At 70.4% G+C, this 23,428-nt stretch carries 22 protein-coding genes; 13 read left to right on the top strand and 9 right to left on the bottom strand.

Annotated elements, in window-relative coordinates; translation table 11 throughout:
• Positions 1–56: 56 nt before the first annotated feature.
• The 5 genes from ACWED2_RS06515 to ACWED2_RS06495 all read left to right on the top strand — a co-directional run bounded on the left by ACWED2_RS06515 (position 57) and on the right by ACWED2_RS06495 (position 4,311).
• Entirely contained in the window at positions 57–662 is a 606-nt protein-coding gene (locus ACWED2_RS06515; protein ID WP_449689419.1) for a ClpP family protease, read from the top strand.
• 26 nt (positions 663–688) lie between these two features.
• The gene (locus ACWED2_RS06510) at positions 689–1,342 is read left to right on the top strand and encodes an ATP-dependent Clp protease proteolytic subunit (protein ID WP_091316263.1); all 654 of its coding nucleotides are present in this window, start codon (positions 689–691) and stop codon (positions 1,340–1,342) included.
• Between the two features lie 229 nt (positions 1,343–1,571).
• Positions 1,572–2,867 carry an ATP-dependent Clp protease ATP-binding subunit ClpX gene (gene clpX, locus ACWED2_RS06505; protein WP_004562779.1) on the top strand — a complete coding sequence of 432 codons (1,296 nt, stop codon included), beginning with the start codon at positions 1,572–1,574 and terminating at the stop codon, positions 2,865–2,867.
• 50 nt (positions 2,868–2,917) lie between these two features.
• Positions 2,918–3,337, top strand: coding sequence for a hypothetical protein (locus tag ACWED2_RS06500; RefSeq protein WP_449689418.1), 420 nt, complete (start codon positions 2,918–2,920; stop codon positions 3,335–3,337).
• Positions 3,338–3,390: 53 nt separating this feature from the next.
• Positions 3,391–4,311 (top strand): anti-sigma factor RsbA family regulatory protein, encoded by a 921-nt coding sequence (locus ACWED2_RS06495; protein ID WP_449689417.1) that lies wholly within the window; start codon positions 3,391–3,393, stop codon positions 4,309–4,311.
• A 22-nt stretch (positions 4,312–4,333) separates the two neighbouring features.
• On the opposite strand, the gene ACWED2_RS06490 is transcribed toward ACWED2_RS06495, so the two are convergent.
• Both ACWED2_RS06490 and ACWED2_RS06485 read right to left on the bottom strand, forming a co-directional pair.
• On the bottom strand, positions 4,334–5,287 hold the full coding sequence (locus ACWED2_RS06490; protein ID WP_449689416.1) for an alpha/beta hydrolase: 954 nt from the start codon (positions 5,285–5,287) through the stop codon (positions 4,334–4,336).
• A gap of 77 nt (positions 5,288–5,364) precedes the next feature.
• Positions 5,365–6,072, bottom strand: a complete 708-nt coding sequence (locus ACWED2_RS06485) for a TetR/AcrR family transcriptional regulator (protein WP_449689415.1) — start codon at positions 6,070–6,072, stop codon at positions 5,365–5,367.
• A gap of 71 nt (positions 6,073–6,143) precedes the next feature.
• Between ACWED2_RS06485 and ACWED2_RS06480 the strand changes: the two genes are divergently transcribed.
• Positions 6,144–7,583, top strand: coding sequence for a carotenoid oxygenase family protein (locus tag ACWED2_RS06480; RefSeq protein WP_449689414.1), 1,440 nt, complete (start codon positions 6,144–6,146; stop codon positions 7,581–7,583).
• Here ACWED2_RS06480 and fdhD read toward each other — a convergent pair.
• Positions 7,580–8,404 (bottom strand): formate dehydrogenase accessory sulfurtransferase FdhD, encoded by an 825-nt coding sequence (fdhD, locus tag ACWED2_RS06475; RefSeq protein ID WP_449689413.1) that lies wholly within the window; start codon positions 8,402–8,404, stop codon positions 7,580–7,582. The two genes, ACWED2_RS06480 and fdhD, sit on opposite strands and share 4 nt — an antisense overlap.
• Before the next feature lie 102 nt (positions 8,405–8,506).
• Here fdhD and ACWED2_RS06470 point away from each other — a divergent pair, with 102 nt between their 5' ends.
• The 5 genes from ACWED2_RS06470 (at position 8,507) to ACWED2_RS06450 (ending at position 13,093) form a co-directional block, all read left to right on the top strand.
• Positions 8,507–9,856, top strand: a complete 1,350-nt coding sequence (locus tag ACWED2_RS06470; RefSeq protein WP_449689412.1) for an L-lactate MFS transporter — start codon at positions 8,507–8,509, stop codon at positions 9,854–9,856.
• On the top strand, positions 9,856–9,981 hold the full coding sequence (locus ACWED2_RS06465; protein ID WP_449689411.1) for an MFS transporter small subunit: 126 nt from the start codon (positions 9,856–9,858) through the stop codon (positions 9,979–9,981). Before ACWED2_RS06470 ends, ACWED2_RS06465 begins: the two co-directional genes overlap by 1 nt.
• Entirely contained in the window at positions 9,978–10,730 is a 753-nt protein-coding gene (locus ACWED2_RS06460) for an SDR family NAD(P)-dependent oxidoreductase (RefSeq protein ID WP_449689410.1), read from the top strand. Before ACWED2_RS06465 ends, ACWED2_RS06460 begins: the two co-directional genes overlap by 4 nt.
• Before the next feature lie 51 nt (positions 10,731–10,781).
• A complete protein-coding gene (locus ACWED2_RS06455; protein WP_449689409.1) occupies positions 10,782–12,221 on the top strand; it encodes an LCP family protein in 1,440 nt (479 codons plus the stop codon).
• 290 nt (positions 12,222–12,511) lie between these two features.
• Positions 12,512–13,093, top strand: coding sequence for a hypothetical protein (locus ACWED2_RS06450; RefSeq protein WP_449689408.1), 582 nt, complete (start codon positions 12,512–12,514; stop codon positions 13,091–13,093).
• Here ACWED2_RS06450 and ACWED2_RS06445 read toward each other — a convergent pair.
• The 4 genes from ACWED2_RS06445 to ACWED2_RS06430 all read right to left on the bottom strand — a co-directional run bounded on the left by ACWED2_RS06445 (position 13,084) and on the right by ACWED2_RS06430 (position 17,649).
• The gene (locus ACWED2_RS06445) at positions 13,084–15,405 is read right to left on the bottom strand and encodes an FdhF/YdeP family oxidoreductase (RefSeq protein ID WP_449689407.1); all 2,322 of its coding nucleotides are present in this window, start codon (positions 15,403–15,405) and stop codon (positions 13,084–13,086) included. The two genes, ACWED2_RS06450 and ACWED2_RS06445, sit on opposite strands and share 10 nt — an antisense overlap.
• A gap of 42 nt (positions 15,406–15,447) precedes the next feature.
• Positions 15,448–16,749 carry an MFS transporter gene (locus ACWED2_RS06440; protein WP_449689406.1) on the bottom strand — a complete coding sequence of 434 codons (1,302 nt, stop codon included), beginning with the start codon at positions 16,747–16,749 and terminating at the stop codon, positions 15,448–15,450.
• A gap of 65 nt (positions 16,750–16,814) precedes the next feature.
• Positions 16,815–17,252, bottom strand: a complete 438-nt coding sequence (locus ACWED2_RS06435) for a MarR family winged helix-turn-helix transcriptional regulator (RefSeq protein ID WP_449689405.1) — start codon at positions 17,250–17,252, stop codon at positions 16,815–16,817.
• Positions 17,253–17,355: 103 nt separating this feature from the next.
• On the bottom strand, positions 17,356–17,649 hold the full coding sequence (locus ACWED2_RS06430) for a hypothetical protein (RefSeq protein ID WP_449689404.1): 294 nt from the start codon (positions 17,647–17,649) through the stop codon (positions 17,356–17,358).
• A gap of 56 nt (positions 17,650–17,705) precedes the next feature.
• On the opposite strand from ACWED2_RS06430, the gene ACWED2_RS06425 reads away from it, so the two are divergent.
• Complete coding sequence (locus ACWED2_RS06425) at positions 17,706–20,327, top strand: valine--tRNA ligase (RefSeq protein WP_449689403.1); 2,622 nt, start codon at positions 17,706–17,708, stop codon at positions 20,325–20,327.
• A 317-nt stretch (positions 20,328–20,644) separates the two neighbouring features.
• Here ACWED2_RS06425 and ACWED2_RS06420 read toward each other — a convergent pair whose 3' ends face one another.
• A complete protein-coding gene (locus ACWED2_RS06420) occupies positions 20,645–21,634 on the bottom strand; it encodes a hypothetical protein (protein ID WP_449689402.1) in 990 nt (329 codons plus the stop codon).
• A 57-nt stretch (positions 21,635–21,691) separates the two neighbouring features.
• Positions 21,692–22,591 (bottom strand): LysR family transcriptional regulator, encoded by a 900-nt coding sequence (locus ACWED2_RS06415; protein WP_449689401.1) that lies wholly within the window; start codon positions 22,589–22,591, stop codon positions 21,692–21,694.
• Positions 22,592–22,666: 75 nt separating this feature from the next.
• Here ACWED2_RS06415 and ACWED2_RS06410 point away from each other — a divergent pair, with 75 nt between their 5' ends.
• The gene (locus ACWED2_RS06410; RefSeq protein WP_449689400.1) at positions 22,667–23,428 is read left to right on the top strand and encodes an alpha/beta fold hydrolase; all 762 of its coding nucleotides are present in this window, start codon (positions 22,667–22,669) and stop codon (positions 23,426–23,428) included.

Raw genomic sequence — 23,428 nt, 5'->3', positions numbered from 1 at the left:
AAACGACAGCGGCGGCCGTCAGCACCGGGCCACCGCCGGCGAAAAGGCAGGCAGACGTGACGCAGCACACGCCCGAGGCGCGGACCGGTACCGCAGGGCTCACCCTCACCGACTCGGTGTTCGAGCGGTTGCTCCAGGAGCGCATCGTCGTCCTCGGTTCCGAGGTCAACGACGAGATCGCCAACCGGATCACCGCGCAGCTGTTGCTGCTCGACGCGGACGACGCCGAGTCCGACATCCGCTTCTACATCAACTCGCCGGGTGGCTCGGTCACCGCCGGGTTCGCCATCTACGACACCATGCAGCTGATCCGCCCGGACGTCGCGACCTACGCGATGGGCATGGCGGCCTCGATGGGGCAGTTCCTGCTCTCCTCGGGCACGCCGGGCAAGCGCTACGCGCTCCCGCACGCCCGCATCCTGATGCACCAGCCCTCGGCCGGTGTCGGCGGCACGGCGTCGGACATCGCGATCCAGGCGGACCTGTTCAACAAGTGGAAGACGGAGCTGGCCCGGATCACCGCGGACCAGACCGGGCAGACGGTCGAGCAGATCATCAAGGACGGCGACCGCGACCGCTGGTTCACCGCCCAGGAGGCGAAGGACTACGGCTTCGTGGATCACGTCCTCACCGCCGACATCGCCCGTCCGGGCTCCCGCTGAGCCCGAGAGCACCAAGGAGACTTTCGATGAGCAACTTCAGGCTCCCGGGTGACTTCCAGGGCCCGAGCATCCCCCAGTCGCGGTACATCCTGCCGTCGTACGTGGAGCGGACCAGCTACGGCGTCAAGGAGTCGAACCCGTACAACAAGCTGTACGAAGAGCGGGTCATCTTCCTCGGCGTGCAGGTGGACGACGCGTCGGCCAACGACGTGATGGCCCAGCTGCTGCACCTCGAGCACGAGGACCCGGACCGCGACATCCTGGTCTACATCAACTCGCCGGGTGGCTCGTTCACCTCGCTGATGGCGATCTACGACACCATGCAGTTCGTCCGCCCGGACATCCAGACGTACTGCCTCGGCCAGGCCGCCTCGGCCGCCGCGGTGCTGCTGTCGGCCGGCACGCCGGGCAAGCGCTACGCGCTGCCGAACTCGCGCGTGCTGATCCACCAGCCGGCCACCGAGGGCACCTACGGCCAGGTCTCCGACCTGGAGATCCAGGCCAACGAGATCCAGCGGGTGCGGCGCCAGATGGAGGTCATCCTGGCCAAGCACACGAACAAGGACCCGGACCAGATCCGGACCGACATCGAGCGCGACAAGATCCTCACGGCCGAAGAGGCCAAGGCGTACGGCATCATCGACGAGGTACTGCCGTACCGTAAGGCGTCGGCTCTGTAGATCCGCCAGGCCGGTGTGTGTCGAGGAGACGACACACACCGGCATCCTGGTTTAGGGTCGTCCTCTGACGTGCTCCCGGAGTTCGTGGGTGTTCCCGCTCGCGGCGTCGGACGGGTACCGTCAGTGGCAATGCGTGAGGCTCACACCCGGCCACCGTGCCGGGGGGTCGCACCGTCGCAACACACGTCAGGCGCGGAAACCCGCGCCGGAGGGGACGAGGTCAACGGCCATGGCACGGATCGGTGACGGCGGAGACCTGCTGAAGTGTTCTTTCTGCGGGAAGAGCCAGAAGCAGGTGAAGAAGCTCATTGCCGGCCCCGGGGTCTACATCTGCGATGAGTGCATCGACCTCTGCAATGAGATCATCGAGGAGGAGCTGGCCGAGGCCGGCGACGTCAAGCTCGACGAGCTGCCCAAGCCCGCCGACATCCACGAGTTCCTCGAGCAGTACATCATCGGCCAGGAAGACGCCAAGCGGACCCTGGCGGTGGCGGTCTACAACCACTACAAGCGGATCCAGGCGGACGACAAGGCCGGCCCGAAGGACTCCAAGGAGGAGTCGGTCGAGCTCGCCAAGTCGAACATCCTGATGCTCGGCCCCACCGGGTGCGGCAAGACCTACCTGGCGCAGACGCTCGCGAAGCTGCTGAACGTGCCGTTCGCCATCGCGGACGCCACGGCGCTGACCGAAGCGGGTTACGTCGGCGAGGACGTCGAGAACATCCTGCTCAAGCTCATCCAGGCGGCGGACTACGACGTCAAGCGGGCCGAGACCGGGATCATCTACATCGACGAGGTCGACAAGATCGCCCGCAAGAGCGAGAACCCGTCGATCACCCGCGACGTCTCCGGCGAGGGTGTCCAGCAGGCGCTGCTGAAGATCCTCGAGGGCACCACCGCCTCGGTGCCGCCGCAGGGCGGCCGCAAGCACCCGCACCAGGAGTTCATCCAGATCGACACGACGAACGTGCTGTTCATCGTGGCCGGCGCGTTCGCCGGGCTGGAGAAGATCATCAACGAGCGGGTCGGCAAGCGCGGCCTCGGCTTCGGCGCGGAGATCCGCACCAAGTCCGAGATCGAGGAGAGCGACGTCTTCTCCGACACCATGCCGGAGGACCTGATCAAGTTCGGGCTGATCCCGGAGTTCATCGGCCGGCTCCCGGTCGTGGCGACGGTGAACCACCTCGACAAGGACTCGCTGGTCAACATCCTCACCCAGCCGCGCAACGCCCTGGTGAAGCAGTACAAGAAGCTCTTCGAGATGGACAACGTCGAGCTCGAGTTCACCAAGACCGCGCTCGAGGCCATCGCCGACCAGGCGGTCCTGCGCGGGACCGGTGCCCGCGGGCTGCGTGCGATCATGGAAGAAGTGCTCCAGCCGGTGATGTACGACATCCCGAGCCGCGACGACGTGGCGAAGGTCGTCATCACCGAGCAGACCGTCCGGGAGAACGTGAACCCGACGATCGTCGCCCGGCAGCCGACGCGGCGTGCGCGCAGCGAGCGCGGCGAGAAGTCGGCCTGACGCCCGGCGTCTCCGGGCCGCCCGGCCCGGAGACCCGACAGGAAAGCTGAATGACTGCTGACTCCATCCCGGGTTCCGGGGCCGCTCCCGGCGGCGGCGTGCAAGCGCCGGCGCCGCCGGCCCCGGAACCCGCCGGGACCACCCCGGCCGGGCCGGCGGGGCCCGTTCTCGGGTTCCGCGAGCTGAGCGAGCGCGTGATCGCGTCCGTCGCCGAGCGGTACCCGTGGCTGCACCGGGTGCTGATGGGCATGCTGGCCGTGTTCACCGGTACGTGCGTCGTCGCTGTCGTGTCGCGGCTCTCCCCGCTCCCGCTGATTCCCGTGCCGTTGTTCGTCGTCGCGGCGTACGGGCTGCGGCAGGCCCGCGGCGTGACCGAGCGGCGTCAGCTGTTCAACTGGGTGTTGCTGTTCGCCCTGGCGACCCTGGTCGGCTTCTGGCTGATCGCCGTCGTCGGTCGCTGGGTGGAGTGAATCCCCGGCCTTCGCAGGGTTTGAAGCCGGCGACGGCTGGGTAAGACTTCCCCGTGGTAGATGCCCTCAGGCCGTTCCGGCATCCGGCACTCTTCTATCGCGGCGACACCGAGTACCTGGACGGTGTCCTCCCGTTCCTCCTCGAAGGCCTCGACCGGGGTGAGCCCGCGGCCGTCGCCGTTCCCGGCCGCAACCTGCTGCTGATCGAGAAAGCGCTGGAAGACCGGGCCGGTGAAGTGCGGCTGATCGACATGCAGCGGGCGGGCCGCAACCCCGGCGCGATCCTGCCGTCGGTGCTGCACGCGTTCGCCGGGGAGCACGCCGGGCCGGTGCGGATCGTGGGAGAGCCGATCTGGGCCGGCCGCACGGACTCGGAGTACCCGGCGTGCGTGGTGCACGAAGCCCTGATCAACAACGCCTTCGCCGGGCGTGACCTGGCGGTTCTCTGCCCGTACGACGTCGGAGCCCTGCCGCCGCGGGTCCTGGCCGACGCCGAGCGCACCCATCCCGAGTTGTGGGGCCTGGCCGGGCCGTTCACCAGCCCGCGGTTCGACCCGGACGGCGTCCGGGCGGAATTCACCCGGCCGCTCGAGCCGCCGCCGGGCGCGGTCGAGCGCGGGTTCGACCTCGGGCAGCTGGCGTCCTTGCGCGGCTTCGCCGAGATCTGGGCGGCCCGGCACGGCCTGCGCCGGCCCCGCCGCGACGACTTCGCGCTGGCGATCGCCGAGCTGACGACCAACAGCGTGCTCTACGGCGGCGGCGCCGGCGTGCTCCGGCTGTGGGTGGACCCGGCGCAGGTGGTCGCCGAGGTGACCGATGCGGGCACGATCGCCTCGCCCTTGGCTGGCCGCATCCCGCCGTCGGCGGCCACCCTGGGCGGCCGGGGCCTGCTGCTGGTCAACCGCCTGGCCGACCTGGTCCGCACGTACTGGGTGCCGGGCCGCACCACGACCCGCATCCACTTCACCCGCTGACCGCCGTCCGGCTGGGTACGGCTCAGGCGGCGCGGGGGACGTGCTTGCCGAGGAAGCTGATCAGGCTGGGCACCACCGTGCGGTTGAACGAGTCGCCGTGCTTGCCGTGGGCGGTGTGGGCGACCGCCGGGTGGGCCGCCTCGATGTAGCGGCGGACGCCGGTGATGAACGAGTCCTCCGTGCCGCACCAGATGCCGTTGGGCACGCCCTTGGTCTCGTCGATGTGCCGCAGCGGGTCGAGGGCCGTCCAGTCCTGGATGCCGGTGAAGATGTGCCGCTTGGCCATCTCCGGCCACGACGTGATCAGCGCCGGGGCCAGCGTCGCGACGGCGGCGGGCGGCTGGCGCCGCTCGACCCGGCGGCGCGTGTACACCAGCGCGCCGAACCCGCCCATCGACACGCCGGTGCAGGCGAACGGCAGCCCGGTCGGGCCGGCGAAGCCGCGGGCCCGCAGCCACTGCGGGACCTCCTCCAGCAGCATGGCCATCGGGTCGTCGCCCGGGTGCACCTCGTGCCAGTAGTTGTCGCCGCCGTCGACGGCCACGAGGCCGAACGCCGGGACCGCCTTGCGGGCGACGTCGCTGGCGAGCTGCTTGAGCGTGCCGGTCGGCGCCGCGCTGCGGGCGTTGCCGTGCAGGCCGTGCAGCATGAGCGACATCGGCAGCCCCTTCGGCGGGGTCTTCGACGGCAGGATGAACACCAGGTCGACCATCCGGCCGCGCGCGGCGGAGTAGACGCGCTCGACGCGCGTGCTGCCCAGCTGGGTCGTCGGGTTCGACGACGTCACGCCGACCGTCCGCTGCAGGGCCTGGCTGAACGGTAGTTTGCCGGTCGCGGTGCCGACGGCCAGCCCGGTCACCGCGAGCCCGGACGCGCCCGCGATCAGCACCGACCGGCGGCTCAGCCACCGCCGGGCGCCCTGGACCGCCTCGACCACCGGCCCGGCGGGCTCCGCGTCCCCGTTTTGCTCGTTCACCCTGTCTCCATCCCCCTCGCCCCTGGTAAGGACGCCGCGCACCCGCTCCGCGTTCCCTCGCGCCCCTGTTCACCGGGTTATTCGTTCTCACCCTGCCCGGCGTTTCCGGTCCTCGCTCGCCAAGCCGCCTTCGCAGTCTCCGCGGAGCGCCCGGCTTCGTCCACAGTGTCCCCGAGACCCACCGCCATGGTGATCCCGAGGGGGATCAAAATGTGGTCTATGCCCTGTTCACCGGGGCTGAAGTGCCCCGACGCCTCCAGTGTGACGAATCCGTGCAACGCACTCCAGAGCTGGGCGGCGGCCTGGTACTCGTCCGCGGGCCGGAACCGGCCGGCCGCGATGGCCCGCTCGGTCGCCCGGACGATGTGGGTGAACGCCGCCAACCCCTCCTGAGCCGCTTCGCGGCCTTCGGCGGTGGTGAGGTCGGACAGGGTCGCCCGCTTGCCGCCGGGGGCGGACTGGCCGAAGGTCACCGCGAACAGCTGCGGCTGCTCGGCGACCGCCTGCCGGTACGTGCGGGCCAGGCTGAAGATGTCCGCCACCGGGTCGTCGGTCTCGCCCACCTCGGCCAGCCACGCCGACAGGCGCAGGAAGCCGGCCTGGGCGACCTCGTCGACCAGCGCGGCCATGCCGCCGAAGTGCGTGTAGACCGCCATCGTCGAGACGCCGACCTCCGCCGCCAGCTTGCGGGCCTGCAGCGCCTCGGGGCCGCTCTCGTCGAGCAACCGGATGGCGGCCTCGACGAGCTTGGTTTTGACGTCGGCCGCGCGCGGTTTGGGACTCATGCTTGCCAGTATCCCATAACCCTGTTATACCTGGTTCCATAACCGAGTTATAGAAACCGTGGAGGGGCCACATGGGCAACAAGTTCCTCGAAGGCAACTTCGCCCCGGTCAGCCGGGAGCACACCATCACCGGGCTGGCCGTCACCGGCCGGATCCCGGACTTCCTCGACGGCCGCTACCTGCGCAACGGCCCCAACCCGCTGTCCGAGGTCGACCCGGCGGCCTACCACTGGTTCATGGGCGACGGCATGGTCCACGGCGTGCGCCTGCGCGACGGGAAGGCCGAGTGGTACCGCAACCGGTGGGTCCGCAACCCCGCCGTCGCGGCGACGCTGAACGGCGAGGACGCGAGCCGGTTCTGCGGGCTGGACGCGCTCGGCGCCAACACCAACGTCATCGGGCACGCGGGGAAGACCCTCGCCCTGATCGAAGCCGGCGCACCGATCTACGAGCTGACCGACGAGCTCGACACCGTCGGCCGCTGCGACTTCGACGGCACGCTGCCCGGCGGCTACACCGCGCACCCCAAGCGCGACCCGCGCACCGGCGAGCTGCACGCCGTCTCGTACTTCTTCGGCATGGGGAACAAGGTCCAGTACTCGGTGATCGACGTGCACGGCCGCGCCCGCCGCACGGTCGACGTCGAGGTCACCGGGTCGCCGATGATGCACGACTTCTCGCTGACCGAGAACCACGTCGTCTTCTACGACCTGCCGGTGACGTTCAACACGGAGATGGCGGTCGCCGCGAGCGTGCCGGCCGCGCTGCGGACGCCGGCGAAGCTGGTGGTGTCGGCCATGGTGGGCAAGGTCCGCGTCCCGGACCCGGTGACCGCGATGATGGCCGGCAAGCTCGGCGCCAACGGCGGCCTGCCCTACCGCTGGGACCCGAAGTACCCGGCCCGGATCGGGGTCATGCCGCGCGAGGGCGGCAGCGGGGACGTCCGGTGGTTCGACGTCGAGCCGTGCTACGTCTTCCACCCGCTCAACGCCTACGACGACGGCGACAGCGTGGTGCTGGACGTCGTCCGCCACCCGAAGATGTTCGACCGCAACCTGCACGGCCCCGACGAGGGCAGTCCGACCCTGGACCGCTGGACGGTCGACCTGGCGGCGGGCAAGGTGCTGGAGGAGCGCCTCGACGACCGCGGCCAGGAGTTCCCGCGCGTGGACGAGCGCCTGGTGGGCCGCCGCCACCGCTACGGCTACGCGATGTCGGCCGACGGCGGCGCGGAGTCCGGCGGCTCGCTGTACAAGCACGACTTCCAGACGGGCGCCCGGGCCGAGCGCGCGTTCGGGGCGGGCCGCCAGCCGGGCGAGTTCGTGTTCGTCCCCCGCCACGACGACGCGGCCGAGGACGACGGCGTCCTGCTGGGCTTCGTGTTCGACCCGGCCACGCAGCGCAGCGACCTGACGATCCTGGACGCGGGCACGCTGGAGACGGTGGCCGCGATCCACCTGCCGGACCGCGTGCCCAACGGCTTCCACGGCAACTGGGTGCCGGTCGGTTAGGTCAGGATGCGGTGGTCGCCGGTGTAGAGGTTCATCGAGTCGCCGCGGAGGAAGCCGACCAGGGTCATGCCGTTCTCCTCGGCCAGTTCCACCGCCAGCGAAGACGGTGCGGACACCGCGGCCAGCAGGCCGATCCCCGCCATCGCGGCCTTCTGGACCAGCTCGAACGACGCCCGCCCGGACACCAGGAGGCCGTGGCCGGGCGCCGGGATCCGGTCTTCGAGGACCGCCCAGCCCAGCACCTTGTCCACCGCGTTGTGCCGGCCGACGTCCTCGCGGACGACGTCGAGGGCACCGTCCGGGGTGAACAGGGCCGCCGCGTGGAGGCCGCCGGTGCTGGCGAAGACCTTCTGGCGGGCGCGCAGCGCGTCCGGCAGGGCGGAGAGGGTCTCGCTCTTCACCGCGAAGGCGGCCGAGGCGGGGGAGAAGCGGGTGCGGAGCTTGACCGCGTCGAGCGCGGCCTTGCCGCAGACCCCGCACGAAGACGTCGTGTAGAAGTTGCGCTCGACCCCGGTGTCCGGCGGCGGGACGCCGTCGGCCAGCGCGATGTCCAGCACGTTGTAGGTGTTGCGGCCCTGGTCGTCGACGCCGTCGCAGTAGCGGGCGACGGCGATGTCCGCGCGCCCGCCGATCACGCCCTCCGACAGCAGGAAGCCGTGGGCGAGCTCGACGTCGTGGCCCGGCGTGCGCATGGTGACGGCCAGCGCCCGGCCGCCGACCCGCAGCTCCAGGGGCTCTTCGGCGGCCAGTGCGTCGGGGCGGCGCCGGTCCCCGGTCGCGGAGATCCGCCGCACCGGCCTGCGCACGGTCACCCTGCCCATGAGCACATCCTTCACTGCCCGAAAGTTCGACACTCGTATGGTGCAACACCGGTGATTTAGTAATACATTCCCACCATCATCCCCAGATTACGGAGGGAACCGATGGCTCTCGGCTTCCTGGACCGATCCCGGATCGTGGCACCGCCGAGCTGGACGCGCTGGCTGGTGCCGCCGGCGGCCCTCTCGGTCCACCTGTCGATCGGGCAGGCGTACGCGTGGAGCGTCTTCAAGACCCCGCTCGAGAAGACACTGCACCTCAACGGCACGCAGAGCTCGCTGCCGTTCCAGCTCGGCATCGTCATGCTGGGGCTGTCCGCCGCGTTCGGCGGCACGCTCGTCGAGAAGAACGGCCCCCGCTGGGCGATGTTCGTGTCGATGTGCTGCTTCGCCAGCGGCTTCCTCATCTCCGCGCTCGGCGTGGCGACCGGCCAGTTCTGGCTGGTGGTCGTCGGCTACGGCGGGGTCGGCGGCATCGGGCTCGGCATCGGCTACATCTCGCCGGTGTCGACGCTGATCAAGTGGTTCCCGGACCGGCCGGGCATGGCCACCGGCATCGCGATCATGGGCTTCGGCGGCGGCGCGCTGATCGCCTCGCCGTGGTCGTCGTCGATGCTGGGCACCGCACCGACTACGGGCACCATCGCGACGGCGTTCCTCGTGCACGGCCTCGTCTACGCGGTGTTCATGTCGATGGGCTGGCTGCTCGTGCGGGTGCCGGCCGACGGCTGGAAGCCCGACGGCTGGGAGCCGAAGACCGACCACGGCGCCGCCATGATCACCACGGCGAACGTCTCGGCGGCCAACGCGATCAAGACGCCGCAGTTCTGGTGCCTCTGGGTCGTCCTGTGCTTCAACGTGACCGCGGGCATCGGCATCCTGGAGAAGGCGTCGCCGATGATCCAGGACTTCTTCAAGGGCACGTCGACGCCGGTGGGCGTGGCCGCGGCGGCCGGGTTCGTCGCGCTGCTGTCGCTGTGCAACATGCTCGGCCGGTTCGTCTGGTCGTCCACTTCGGACCTGGTCGGCCGCAAGAACATCTACCGCACGTACCTCGGCGTCGGCGCGCTGCTGTACCTGGTGATCGCGCTGACGCAGAACTCGTCGAAGCTCGTGTTCATCCTGTGCGCGATGGTGATCCTGTCGTTCTACGGCGGCGGGTTCGCGACGGTCCCGGCCTACCTGAAGGACCTCTTCGGCACCTACCAGGTGGGCGCGATCCACGGCCGCCTGCTCACGGCGTGGTCGGTGGCCGGCGTGCTCGGCCCGCTGATCGTCAACCGGATCGCCGACAGCGAGAAGGCGGCGGGCAAGTCCGGCCCGGACCTCTACACGACGTCGTTCTACATCATGATCGGCCTGCTCGTGGTCGGCTTCGTGGCCAACGAGCTGGTCCGCCCGGTCAAGGAGAAGTTCCACGAGCCGGTCCCCGAGGCCGTGAGGAGCGAAGCGTGATGAGCGAACCGTCGACGAAGCCCGGCCGGGTGCCGCTGATCGTGCTGGCCTGGGCGTGGGTGGTGCTCCCGTTCGGGTACGGGGTGTACCAGCTGTTCCTGAAGCTGGTCCAGCTGTTCGGGTGAGCAGGGGAGTTCTCGTCACCGGCGCGTCCCGCGGTATCGGGCGCGCGGTGGCCACGGCGTTCGCGGCGCGGGGTGACCGGGTGGCTGTCCACTATGGACACCGCGCCGCGGAGGCCGGGGAAACGCTCTCGCGGCTGGCCGGCGAGGGGCACCTGCTGATCGGCGGCGACCTGGCCGACCCCGAGGCGGCGCGCAGGATCGCCGACGCCGCCGAAGCCGGGCTCGGCGGGGTCGACGTGCTGGTCAACAACGCCGCCGTCGCGACCTCTCCCGAGACCGCGCACCCCGTCACCGGAGTGTCCTATGCGGACTGGCAGCGGATCTGGCGGCGCACCGTCGACGTCAACCTCATCGGCGCCGCGAACCTCAGCTACTGCATCGCGCGCCACCTCGTCGGGCGCGGCGCGCCCGGCCGGATCGTCAACGTCGGGTCGCGCGGAGCCTTCAAGGGCGAGCCGGACCACCCCGCGTACGGCGCGAGCAAGGCCGCGCTGCACGCGTTCGGCCAGTCGCTCGCCGTCTCCCTCGCGCCGCACGGGATCTCCGTGACGTCGGTGGCGCCCGGCTTCACCGCCACCGAGCGCGTGGCCGGCCGGATCGACGACGCCCTGCGCGCGCAGAGCCCGTTCGGGCGGGTCGGCACGCCCGAGGAGGTCGCCGCGGCCGTCGTCTACCTCGCCTCGGCCGAAGCGACCTGGGCCTCCGGCGCGATCCTCGATCTCAACGGCGCCTCACACCTGCGGATGTGACTCAACTCTCACTCGTGCAGCGGTTCCCAGGACTCGGACGTCCAGAGGGGCGTGCATCCACTGGGGAAGATCGTCGTAGCCGGCCTGGCCCTCGTCGTGCTCAGCGGCACGGCGTACGGGTACGTCAACCTCCGCGCCCTCGACGACGTGACGCGTGACAACGTGATCGACGAAGCGGGCGGCGCGGCGAAGCCGGGCGAGCAGCCCGCCGACGGCTCGCTCGACATCCTCCTCGTCGGCCGGGACGCCCGCTCCGACAACCAGGGCAACCCGCTGCCGGCGGAAATGCTGCGCGAGCTGCGGGCCGGTGCCAACGGCGACGACCTCACCGACACCCTGATCGTGCTGCGGATCCCGAACGGCACCAAGGAGGTGAAAGCGTTCTCCATCCCGCGGGACAGCTACGTCTCGTTGGCGGGCGGGAAGGGCAAGATCAACGGCGCGTTCGGGCGCGCGAAGGCCGCCGAAGCGCGACGGCTGCGCAACGCGGGCGAGACCGACAAGGGGAAGATCAACCTGGGGGCGCTCACGGCGGGCCGCCGGGCGACGCGCCAGGCGGTCGAGGACCTCACCGGGGTGAAGATCGACCACTTCGCCGAGGTCAACCTGCTCAGCTTCTACGAGATCAGCAAGGCTGTCGGCGGCGTCGACGTCTGCCTGAAGAAGGCCACCAAGGACCAGAACTCGGGCGCGGACTTCCAGGCCGGTCCGCAGCGCGTTTCGGGTGCGGACGCCCTCGCCTTCGTCCGGCAGCGCGACGGGCTCCCGGGCACCGACTTCGCCCGCGTCCGGCGCCAGCAGGTGTTCCTCGCCGGGCTGGCCCGGCAGGTGCTCTCGGCGGGCACGCTGGCCGATCCGGGGAGGCTGTCGGACCTGATCGACGCGGTGAAGCGCTCGGTGGTGCTGGACGGCTCGTGGAACCTGCTCGACTTCGTCGGGCAGATGCGCGGGGTCAGCGGCGGCGGGATCCAGTTCGCGACGATCCCGGTCGTCAACGTCGACTACCGCTACGACCCGGCGAACAACCCCCGGGCGACGGCGGTGCAGGTCGACCCGGCCGCGGTGAAGGCCTTCGCGGCGAGCCTGATCGGCGGCGGGACGCCGGCCGCGCCCACCGCGCCGTCGACCTCGGCGCCGGCCGCGTCGGTCACCGTCGACGTCTCCAACGCGGGCCCGAAGGAGGGGCTCGCCACCCGCGTGGCGGGTGTCCTGCGGGACAAGGGGTTCACGTCGCGGGCGACCGGCAACACCGACACCCGGCGGACCTCGGTCGTCCGCTTCGGTCCCGCTTTGGCCGAACGCGGCGCCGAGGTGGCGAAGCTGCTGGGCGGGCTGACGACGCAGCAGTCCGCGTCGGTGCCGGCCGGGCACATCGAGGTGGTGCTCGGGACGGTGTACTCCGGCCCCGGCGTGGCGGGCGGCGGCGGCACCGGTCCCGGCGGCGCTTCGGACGATCCGATCACCTCGAACGGCGTCGTTTGCGTGGACTGACCGGCCGGGCGCTGAATTGATCATCGGCGAAGTTCCGGATTTTCCGTCGAATCCCTGAAATGCGCGAGGATTTCCCGAGAACGCGGTTCGACTGGACCACGGTGGACCACCCGGGGCAGTGGTCTTGACGCTGCCGCACTGGTGAGGCAGGGTGCGGTGACCGTCGGCGGGCAGGACCACCTGACGGCGGAAAGCTCACCCGATCGGTGGGTGGTCTTGGAAAACCGATTTCAGGAAAGACGGAAAGTCCGGAATCTATGCGCAGCAGCGTCACCCGGGGTGGGTGGATCTTGCCCGTCCTCGCTTCAGCCGTTCTCAGTGCCGGGTGCCAGTCGGCGTCCGCTTCGGTGCACTACCCGGGCGCGATCGACGCCTGCCGGCTGCCCGGGCCGAACGCGCAGGCGCAGCTCGCGCCCGGGACCGTCGAGATCCCGGTCGACTCGGTGAAGGCCGCCGAGACCAAGGTCATCCCCGACGACCACGCGAGCGAGGGCAACGAGATCACCACCTGCCGCCGGCTGTACGCGCGCGACCTCGGCGGCGGCAAGCCCAACCTGCAGGACTACCGGTTCGTCACGATCGCCGTCGTGCGGTTCACGCAGTCCGACGCGGACGAGGCCGCCGCCAAGGCCAGCCAGCTGATGACGGACGCGCTCGGCGACCACTCGGGCGTCCGGCTCGCCACCGGGGTCGGTGACGAGGCCGGCTTCTCCGAGCAGTGGGCCGCCGTGCGCTCGGGCAACGTCGTGCTCGGCCTGGCCATCGCCGACGGCGGCACCGAGGCCGCGCTGATCCCGCCCGCCACGCTGGACAGCGTGCAGGCCGTGGCCACGGACATGACCGGCACGCTGCAAAAGGACTTTCAGGGCTGAGGTTCGGCCACGACCGGTTCGAGCCGCACCACGATCGCCTTCGACACCGGCGTGTTCGACTTGTCCGCCACCGAGTCCAGCGGCACCAGCGCGTTCGCCTCCGGGAAGTACGCCGCCGCGCAGCCGCGCGCGGTCGGGTACGCCACGACCCGGAACGCCGTCGCCCGGCGGTCACCGTCGCGCCACTCGGAGACCAGGTCCACCAGCGCGCCGTCGGCCAGGCCGAGCGCCGCCAGGTCGTCCGGGTTCACCAGCACCACGCGGCGGGCGTTCTCGATCCCGCGGTAGCGGTCCGAGAGCCCGTAGATCGTGGTGTTGTACTGGTCGTGGCTGCGCATCGTCTGCAGCAGCAGCCGGCCCGCCGGCACCTGCGGGTATTCCAGCGCCGACACCGTGAAGTTGCCCTTGCCGTTCGCCGTCCCGGTGAACTCGCGGGAGTCGCGCGGGGCGTGCGGCAGCACGAAGCCGTCCGGCTCGCGGACGCGGCGGTTGTAGTCCTGGCAGCCCGGCACGACCCGCGAGATCCGGTCGCGGATCAGGTCGTAGTCGGTCTCGAAGGTCCGCCACGGCACCGCATGCCCCGCGCCGAACAGCTTCTCACCCAGCCGGGTGATGATGGCGACTTCCGAGAGCAGGTGCTCGCTCGCCGGCCGCAGGCGCCCGCGCGAGGTGTGCACCTGCGACATCGAATCCTCGACCGTGACGAACTGCTCGCCGCTCGCCTGGACGTCGCGCTCGGTGCGCCCGAGCGTCGGCAGGATCAGCGCGGTGCGGCCGTGCACGACGTGGGAGCGGTTCAGCTTCGTCGACACGTGCACGGTCAGCGAGCAGGAGCGCAGTGCCTTCTCGGTCAGCTCCGAGTCCGGCGTCGCCGAGGCGAAGTTGCCGCCGACGGCGAAGAACACCTTGCCGCGGCCGTCGCGCATCGCGCGGATCGCGTCGACGGTGTCGAAGCCGTGTTCGCGCGGGACCTCGATGCCGAACTCGGCGGCGAGGGCGTCCATGAACGACTGCGGCATCTTCTCCCAGATGCCCATCGTCCGGTCGCCCTGGACGTTCGAGTGCCCGCGCACCGGGCACAGGCCGGCGCCCGGCTTGCCGATCATCCCGCGCATCAGGGCGAGGTTCGCGATCTCGGAGATCGTCGGCACCGCGTGCTTGTGCTGAGTCAGGCCCATCGCCCAGCAGTAGATGGTGCGCTCGGAGGAGGCGATCATCCGGGCGACGCGCTCGATCTGCTCCCGCGGGAGCCCGGTCGCGCGCTCGATCTCCGGCCAGTCGATCTCCCGGAGGTGCTCGGCGTAGTCGTCGAAGCCCTCGGTGACCCGCTCGACGAAGTCGCGGTCGACGATCGCGCCGGGCGCTTCGGCGTCCCAGGCCAGCAGCAGGTGCCCGACGGCCTGGAACAGCGCGAGGTCGCCACCGAGGCGGACCTGGGCGAACTCGTCGGCCAGCGGGGTGCCCCGGCCGACGACGCCGCGGACGTTCTGCGGGTTCTTGAACCGCATCAGCCCGGCTTCCGGCAGCGGGTTCACCGCGATGATCTTCGCGCCGTTGCCCTTGGCCTCTTCGAGCGCCGAGAGCATCCGCGGGTGGTTGGTGCCCGGATTCTGCCCGACGACGACGATCAGGTCGGCCTTGTGGATGTCGGCGAGGCTCACCGAGCCCTTGCCGACGCCGGTGGTGGCCGACAGCGCGGCGCCCGAGGACTCGTGGCACATGTTCGAGCAGTCCGGCAGGTTGTTGGTGCCGAAGGAGCGCACCAGCAGCTGGTAGAGGAACGCGGCCTCGTTGCTGGTGCGGCCCGAGGTGTAGAAGATCGCCTCGTTCGGGTCGGTCAGCGCCTTGAGCTCGCCCGCGACCAGCTCGAACGCGGCGTCCCAGGAGATCGGCTCGTAGTGCGTCGCGCCTTCGCGCAGCACGAACGGCTCGGTGATCCGGCCCTGCTGGCCCAGCCAGTAGTCGGTCTTGGTTTCGAGGTCGCCGATCGGGTGCGTGGCGAAGAAGTCCCGGTCCACCCGGCGTTTCGTGGCTTCTTCGGCGACGGCCTTGGCGCCGTTCTCGCAGAACTCGGCCAGCTTTCGCTTCTCCCCGTCCACCTCGCGGGGTTCCGGCCACGCGCAGCCCGGGCAGTCGAAGCCTTCGCGCTGGTTCAGCAGCCGCAGCGCCTTGATCGTCCGGCCGGTGCCCATCTGCTCGACGCTGCGCGCGAGCGACACGGCGACGCCGGGGATCCCGGCCGCCCAGCCCTTCGGCTTGCCCACCTCGAGGCGGGTTTCGTCCACGTCCTGCGCCGGCGCTTCACGGGTCATGTGTTCATCGTGCGCCTCGATGATCGGGGACGGCCACCGGGGTCACGCGTGTTCGGTGCGCAGTCCCCGGTCGGCGACGGTGACCACCAGCAGCAGCCCGCTGATGACGACCAGCGCGACGGCCAGCCGGTGCAGGCCCGCCGAGTCCGCGTGCGGGCCGTAGCACAGCGCGATGAGCGTCGAAGCCACGATCGCGCCGAGGTACTGGGCGGTGCGGAACAGGCCGCTCGCGGTGCCCATCTGGTCGGCGGGCGCTTCGCGGTAGAGCGTCGTCTGGTTCGCGACGCTGGTCAGGCCCTGGGCGAGGCCGAACAACGCGGCCAGGGCGAGCAGCGCGCCGACCCAGGTGCCGTCGTGGACGAGCAGCAGCAGGGCCGAGCCGCCGGCCAGCGCCACCGCGACGGTGACCAGCCGCGCCTTGATGCCCGAAGCGCGCCCGGAAAACGCCGCCGCGCAGACGGCGGTGCCCGACATCGGCAGCAGCATCAGCCCGGCGGCCTCCTCGGACAGCTTCCGCGCGGTCTCCAGCCACTGGACGTACCCGAACATGATCGCGTAGATGGCCATGAAGCTCAGCGCCTGCCGCAGGTAGGTCCGCAGGATCGCGCCGTTGGCCGCGAGCATCCGGAGGTCGAGGAACGGCGCGTCGCGCCGCAGCTCGACCAGCGTGAAGGCCGTCCCGAAGGCCGCGACGACGGCGAGCAGCCAGAGCTCGGCGCCCGGGTTCATCAGGAAGAACAGGAGCGCGAGCAGGGTCGCGGAGAACAGCGCGATGCCGAGCACGTCGATCCGGGTGGCCGTGCGCTCGCCGCGGTCGTCCTTCGGTACCCACAGCAGGGCCAGCACCAGCGACAGGCCCGCGAGCGGGATGTTCACGGCGAAGATGGCGGGCCAGCCGAAGAGGCCGATCAGCAGCCCGCCCAGCGTCGGGCCGATCACCATCACCGTCTGGGCGGACATCGAAAGCAGCGACAGCACCCGCGCGGGCACGCCTTGGCCGTGCGCTTCGGCGTGGTGGCGCAGCACGGCCATCGCGGCCGGGAACCCGGCGCAGGTGCCCAGGCCGAGGACGACCCGCACGCCGGTCAGCCAGCCGACCGAGATCGGGATCATGCCCGCGGCCCCGGCGACGATCACCAGGCTCGCGCCGCCGAGCAGGACGCGGCGGGCGCCGTGGCGGTCGACCAGCAGGCCGACCACCGGCTGCCCGACCGCGGTGGCCAGGTAGAGCGCCGAGATCAGCCAGGCGGTCTGCCCGGGGCCGGCGCCGAAGCTCTGCCCGATCGGCACGAGCGCGACGGCGATGAGCGTGGAGTTGATCGGGTTGAGCACCGCGCCGGCCACCAGCGGGGTGACCAGGCGGGCGCCGAACTCGGCGGGGGCGGTGACGGTGCTCGTGAGGAACTCCTTCAGTGTTCGGCGACGCGCTGCAGCAGTGGCAGCGCACGGGTGACGGCGTCGAGCTCGGCGGGGGACAGTTCGTCCACCAGCGCCTGGGCCAGCCACTCGTCGCGGTGCTGCTGGATGCCGCGCACGGTGTCGCGGCCGGCGTCGGAGAGGTTGATCACCACGCGCCGCCGGTCGGCCGGATCGGGCGTGCGGGCGAGGTAGCCGAGCTCGTCGAGCACCCCGAGGGTGGCGGCCATCGACTGCTGCCGCACATGCTCGGCGGCGGCCAGCTCACCTTGGGTGGCCGGGCCTTCGCGGAGCAGCCGGTGCAGCACGGCGGACTGCGAAGGCGTCAGGATCCCGGCGTTGTCGACGTGGCGCAGCCGCCGGTGCAGCTGCCCGACGACGCCGCGGATCCAGCCCGCGCTCTCGGCCACGTGCGGAGGTACTTCGCCCATGTACACAGTCTAACTGTTCAGTCCAGACTGTGTATTGGGGTGTGACGGATCTCAGGTCGGGGAGCCGTCGAGGTGGGACCTGGTGCTTCGGGCGGGCGGGGCGCTACCCGAAGTACGCGAATTCGTTGACGCCGACGCCCTGGAGCTGGTGCACGATGATCGCCGCGGCGACCAGGCCGACCACGATGAGCAGGGCGAGCACGCCCGGCCAGCGGCTCTGCCCCGGCTGCTGGTAGCCGCCCGTACGGCGGTCGCGTTTGCGGCGCTTCTTGAGGTCCTTCTTCGCGCCCAGCCAGGCGTCCCGCGCGGCGTACTTCTGCCAGTCCGGGTTCATCAGGTCCGGGTGCGTCTCGAGGCGCCGGTCGTCCGGATCCTGCGGCTGCTGAGGCTGTGTCATCCCGAGTGCCTTCCCCCTGGGTGACCCGCCGTGACGGGTTCGTAGACTTGTCCATTGTGACCGAGAACGCTCCGCAGCAGACCACCGACCTTCCGGGTGCCTGGGACCCGGCCGCCGAGGAAGCACCGATGTACGACCGCTGGGTAGCGGCCGGGTACTTCACGGCCGACGCCTCGTCGGGGAAGCCGCCGTTCTCGATCGTACTGCCGCCGCCGAACGTCACCGGTTCGCTGCACATGGGCCACGCGCTCAACCACACCCTGATGGACGCGATGAGCCGCCGCCGTCGCATGCAGGGCTACGAGGTGCTGTGGCTGCCGGGCATGGACCACGCGGGCATCGCGACGCAGAACGTCGTCGAGCGCCAGCTGGCCGGCGAGGGCCTTTCGCGCCACGACCTGGGCCGGGAGAAGTTCGTCGAGCGTGTCTGGGAGTGGAAGGCCGAGTACGGCGGCAAGATCCTCGGCCAGATGAAGCGCCTCGGCGACGGCGTCGACTGGTCGCGCGAGCGCTTCACCATGGACGAGAACCTGTCGAAGGCCGTCCAGACGGTGTTCAAGAACTTCTTCGACGAGGGCCTGATCTACCGGGCCGAGCGGATCATCAACTGGTGCCCGCGCTGCCACACCGCGCTCTCGGACATCGAGGTCGACCACCACGACGACGACGGCGAGCTGGTGTCGATCCGCTACGGCGACGGCGACAACGCCATCGTCGTGGCGACCACCCGCGCGGAGACGATGCTGGGCGACACCGCGGTCGCCGTCCACCCGGACGACGAGCGGTACGCGCACCTGGTGGGCACCGAGGTCGAGCTGCCGCTGACCGGCCGCCGCATCCCGATCGTGGCCGACAAGCACGTCGACCCGGAGTTCGGCACGGGTGCGGTGAAGGTCACCCCGGCGCACGACCCGAACGACTTCGAGATCGGCCGCCGCCACGACCTGCCGATGCTGACGATCATGAACGAGCGCGCCGAGATCACCGCGGCCGGCCCGTTCGAGGGCCTCGACCGGTTCGAAGCGCGCCCGGCGGTCGTCGCCGCGCTGCGGGAGGCCGGCCGGATCGTCGCGGAGAAGCGGCCGTACGTGCACGCGGTGGGCCACTGCTCGCGGTGCGACACGGTGGTCGAGCCGCGGCTGTCGCTGCAGTGGTGGGTCAAGGTCGAGGAGCTGGCCAAGCTGGCGGGCGACGCGGTCCGCGACGGCCGGACGAAGATCCACCCGCCGGAGCTGGGCAAGCGCTACTTCGACTGGGTCGACAACATGCACGACTGGACGATCTCGCGCCAGCTGTGGTGGGGCCACCGCATCCCGGTGTACTACGGCCCGGACGGTGAAGTGGTGTGCGTCGGCCCGGACGAGCAGCCGCCGTCGGGTGAGGGCTGGACGCAGGACCCGGACGTGCTGGACACGTGGTTCTCGTCGGGCCTGTGGCCGATGTCGACGCTGGGCTGGCCGTCGGCCTCGGAAGACCTGGCCAAGTTCTACCCGACCAGCGTGTTGTCGACCGGCTACGACATCCTGTTCTTCTGGGTGGTCCGGATGATGATGTTCGGCGTGCACCAGATGGACGGCAAGCAGCCGTTCGACCACGTGTACCTGCACGGCCTGATTCGTGACGCCCAGGGCAAGAAGATGTCGAAGTCGCGCGGGAACGTGATCGACCCGCTGGAGTGGATGGACGCGTACGGCGCGGACGCCACGAGGTTCACCCTGGCCCGCGGCGCCAACCCGGGCGCGGACATGGCGCTGGCCGACGAGTGGGCGGCGGGCTCCCGCAACTTCTGCACGAAGCTGTGGAACGCCACGAAGTTCGCGATGATGAACGGCGCTTCGGTGGCTTCGCCGCTGCCTGCCGCTGCCGATCTGACGGAGGCGGACCGCTGGATCCTGGGGCGTCTCGCCGCACTGGTGTCCGAAGTGGACGGTCTGTTCGAGGACTTCCAGTTCGCGAAGGTGGCGGGCGCGCTCTACCAGTTCACGTGGAACGAGCTGTGCGACTGGTACCTGGAGCTGGCGAAGGTCCAGCTGTACCAAGGGGACGACGCCCGCGTCGCCGCGACCCGGTCCGTGCTGGGCCACGTGCTGGACACGGTCCTGAGGTTACTGCACCCGTTCATCCCGTTCATCACGGAGAAGCTCTGGACGGCGCTGACCGGCGGCGAGTCGCTGGTGGTCGCGTCGTGGCCGGCTCCGTTCGAGGGCTACGCGGACGCTGTGGCCGACGCCCGGATCGCGGACGTCCAGAAGCTGGTGACGGAGATCCGCCGGTTCCGCGCGGACCAGGGCCTGAAGCCGGGCCAAAAGGTGGCGTCCCGCTTGACGGGCTACCCGGGCGGCCACGAATCGGCGATCCGTTCGCTGGTCCGCCTGACCGAGCCGGCGCCCGAGTTCGCGGCGAGCGCGTCACTGGAAGTGGCCCTGGCGGACGGCGTGGTGACGGTGGAGCTGGACCTGTCGGGAACGGTCGACGTCGCCGCGGAGCGCAAGAGGCTGGAGAAGGACCTGGCGGTGGCTCGGAAGGAGCTGACCCAGACCGAGGCGAAGCTGGGCAACGAGGCGTTCATCGCGAAGGCCCCGGAGCAGGTGGTGGCGAAGATCAAGACCCGCAAGCAAACAGCGGCGGCGGACATCGACCGCATCACGGCCCGGCTGGCGGCCCTGCCGGCTTCCTGAGGTTGTGGATGAAGCCCGGCACTCCGTCGCGGAGTGCCGGGCTTTGTCGTACCCCCGCGGTGGGAAGCTGACGAAGAATCGTCAGCTGGTCAATAGTTCTTGACGACAGTCTGTGCGTTGACACTGGCAGTAGGCGGGGGGAAAGTCGGTTCGTGGTCGACGACCGGCTTCCGGGGGACTCCGAGCTGCGCGAGAAGCAGTACCGGTGCCCGATCCCCGGCTGCGGGCGGAAGCTTCGGTCGTTCAGCCGACCCGATTGCCCCGAACACGGCCTGCCGATGGAGCCGGTTGGCGGCAGCCGACGCTGAGCGAGCCGCTCAATCGGCGTGCGGGGAAAAGATGACCTTGAGAGTTGTGCAGTATCCCCGGGCGCTCGTGATCGCCGCCGAGTAGCTCGCGAGTGCGAGCAGCAGGAACATCGCGGTGGCTGCGGCTGTGCCGAGCAACGAGTTCCGGGCGGGTGCGAGCAGGGCAACCGTGAGCCCCGCCAGTCCGACGTTGACGAAGATCAGCGTGCAGTACATGTCCAGCCGAGTGCGGAACTGGTCGTGGTGGAGCCTGAGCCGGGCCGGAATCTCGTCACCGTGCCGCAGGACGAGATCTTGGGTGTCCCGGCCGCGGGTGATCGAATCTTCCGTTGCTCGGAGGATGTTGCCGAGCTTCGTCGGCAGCGTTCGGTGCGGATCGGGGTAGTCCTCCTTGGCCTGCTTGATCCTCGCGAGCTTGCCGACCGCGTCAGGGGGAAGGACGGTCTGCCAGTTGAAGGCGGCGGCTTGCCGTTGCTCGCGCGTGGTCGGGCCGTTCTTCAGGTTCCGGACTTCCACGACCGCACGGATGAATGGTCGTGGGATGTTGCGCAGGAGCATCCTCAGTATGGCTCGCTCAAACGCATGCTGTTCTTCGCGTTTCAGCTTGTCGTCGAGCTTCTTCCGTTTTTTTGTCTTGCGGCGGACCATGAGCCGGTAGATGCCCAGCCAGACCAGCGGGCCCTTCCAGTACCCCTCGAAGAACCGGATCGCCGAGAATGAGAAGGCCTGGCTGATCAAGGCCGCCAGGACAAGCGCGAACGCCAGCACGACGAGGATGCCCAGCGGCTTTGCCGTTAGGCTGACCACCGCGGCACCGATGTCGAAGTTGCCCTGGCTCCGCAGCTGGAGCAGGACCGCGCCGCAGCTGACCAGCATGGCGGCCGGCATCCAGGCGCTCAAGCTCAGCTGGTCGAGCACCTTGCCGATGAACTGCGACAAGCCCTCGGGCGGCTTCTGCTCCTTCTCGGCAGGCTTGCTGCCCGGCTCGGCGTCGGCCACTCGGACATGATGACCCATCCGCGACCCTGGATCCGGGCAACGCGCCGCGAAGGTCGTTCAGCCGGCTTCGGTCGCCCGCGCGGCTTCGATCAGCGCCACCAGTTCCGGAGTCAACCGCCGGTCCGAGGGTGTCGCCAGGTACGTCTGCATCCGCGGTGCCGGATCCCGCAGCGGCCGGAACACCACGCCCGGCACCGGCAGCAGGTTCGCGTGCGCCCGGTAGAACACCGTCCAATGTGGACGGCCGAACCCCAGCGTGCCCAACGTGTCCTGCGCCGTCGTGAACTCCTTGCCGAGGATCGGCTCGAACCCCGCCTCCCGGCAGCACGAAACGACCAGGTCGTAAAGAGGCTGATTCCGCGAAGGCGGGCTCAACCGCACCGGAAGCGAAGCCAGCGAGGCGAAGCCGACGGCAGGCGACGAAGCCAGGGGATGTGCGGCCGGCAGGGCCACCACCAGCTCGTCTGTCCACAGCAGACTGAAGTCGAGCCCCGGTGCGGGCCGGTCGCCGCGGACGATGGTTGCGTCCAGGGAGCCGTCGCGGACTCGTTGGAGGCGCTGCGCCGTCGGGGCGTGGACCAGCTCCAGCTGCGCCTCCGGGGCTCGCCGCGTGAACTCGGCCAGCAGCACGTCCAGCCGGTCGCCCAGCCCTTCGCTCGTCCCCAGCCGCACCGAACCCCCGCGGGGCCGGAACGGGACCACCGACTCCTCCGCCCGCCGGGCCGCCGCCAGCACCGCACGCGCCTCCGGCAGGAACCGCTGCCCCGCCTCCGTCAACGAGACGCTCCGGGTCGTGCGCGACAACAACGACACGCCCAGTGAACGCTCCAGCCGCCGGATCTGCTGGCTCACCGCCGGCTGGACGATGTGCAGGCGCTCCGCGGCGCGGCCGAAGTGCAGCTCCTCCGCGACCGTCACGAAGTACCTCAGCTGACGCAGCTCCACCCGCAACCCCATTCATCAGGCTTCGTGATCAGTGTAGGGACAGACTGCTCATCGAAAACCCGGCACGCGGCCACTTCCATGGACCCCATGCCGATCATGGAAGTCAACGGAACCCGCCTCCACTACGAAGACGCCGGCACCGGCCCCGCGCTGCTGCTCCTGCACGGCTGGGGGACCAGCGGCCGCGTCTGGAACTCCTGCCTGCCCGATCTCGTGCGCGACCACCGCGTCGTCACCCTCGACTGGCGCGGGTGCGGCCGCTCGGACCACCCCGCCGACGGCAACACCATCGCCCGGATCACCGCCGACCTCTCACAGCTGATCGAAACGCTGGAGATCAGGCCCACCGTGGTCGGTTCCAGCATCGGCGGCGTCTTCGCCACCGAGCTGGCGCTCGCCCGGCCGGACCTCGTCGAGCACGTCGTCGCGGTCGGCAGTCCCGGGTACTGGCCGAGCACCGGCATGCTCGACCAGATCCACGACCTGCGCGAACAGCTCGTCGACGACCGGGCCGGCACGCTCGGAGGCTGGGTGCCGGGCTGGTTCGCGCCCGGCGCCGCGCGCGAGCTCGTCGACTGGACCCTCCGCCAGCTGCTCGACTCGGGCGCCTACATCGACGAACTGTTCACCGAATGCACCACCTACGACCCGCGGCCGCGGCTGAAGGACCTGAAGCCCCCGATCACCTACCTGCACGGCGAACTGGACGCCCAGATCCCGCTCGAGGTGCCGCGCAACTGCGCCGCCGAAACACCCGGCGCCCGCGTGCACGTCCTCGCCGGTTGCGGGCACCTGCCGCACCAGGAAAACCCGCGCGCGTTCACCGCCGCCCTCCGGGAAGCCGCCTGA

The organism is Amycolatopsis sp. NPDC005003, from assembly GCF_053600695.1.
The sequence above is the reverse complement of the archived record's forward strand: the minus strand, read 5'-3'. Positions and strand labels throughout refer to the sequence as shown.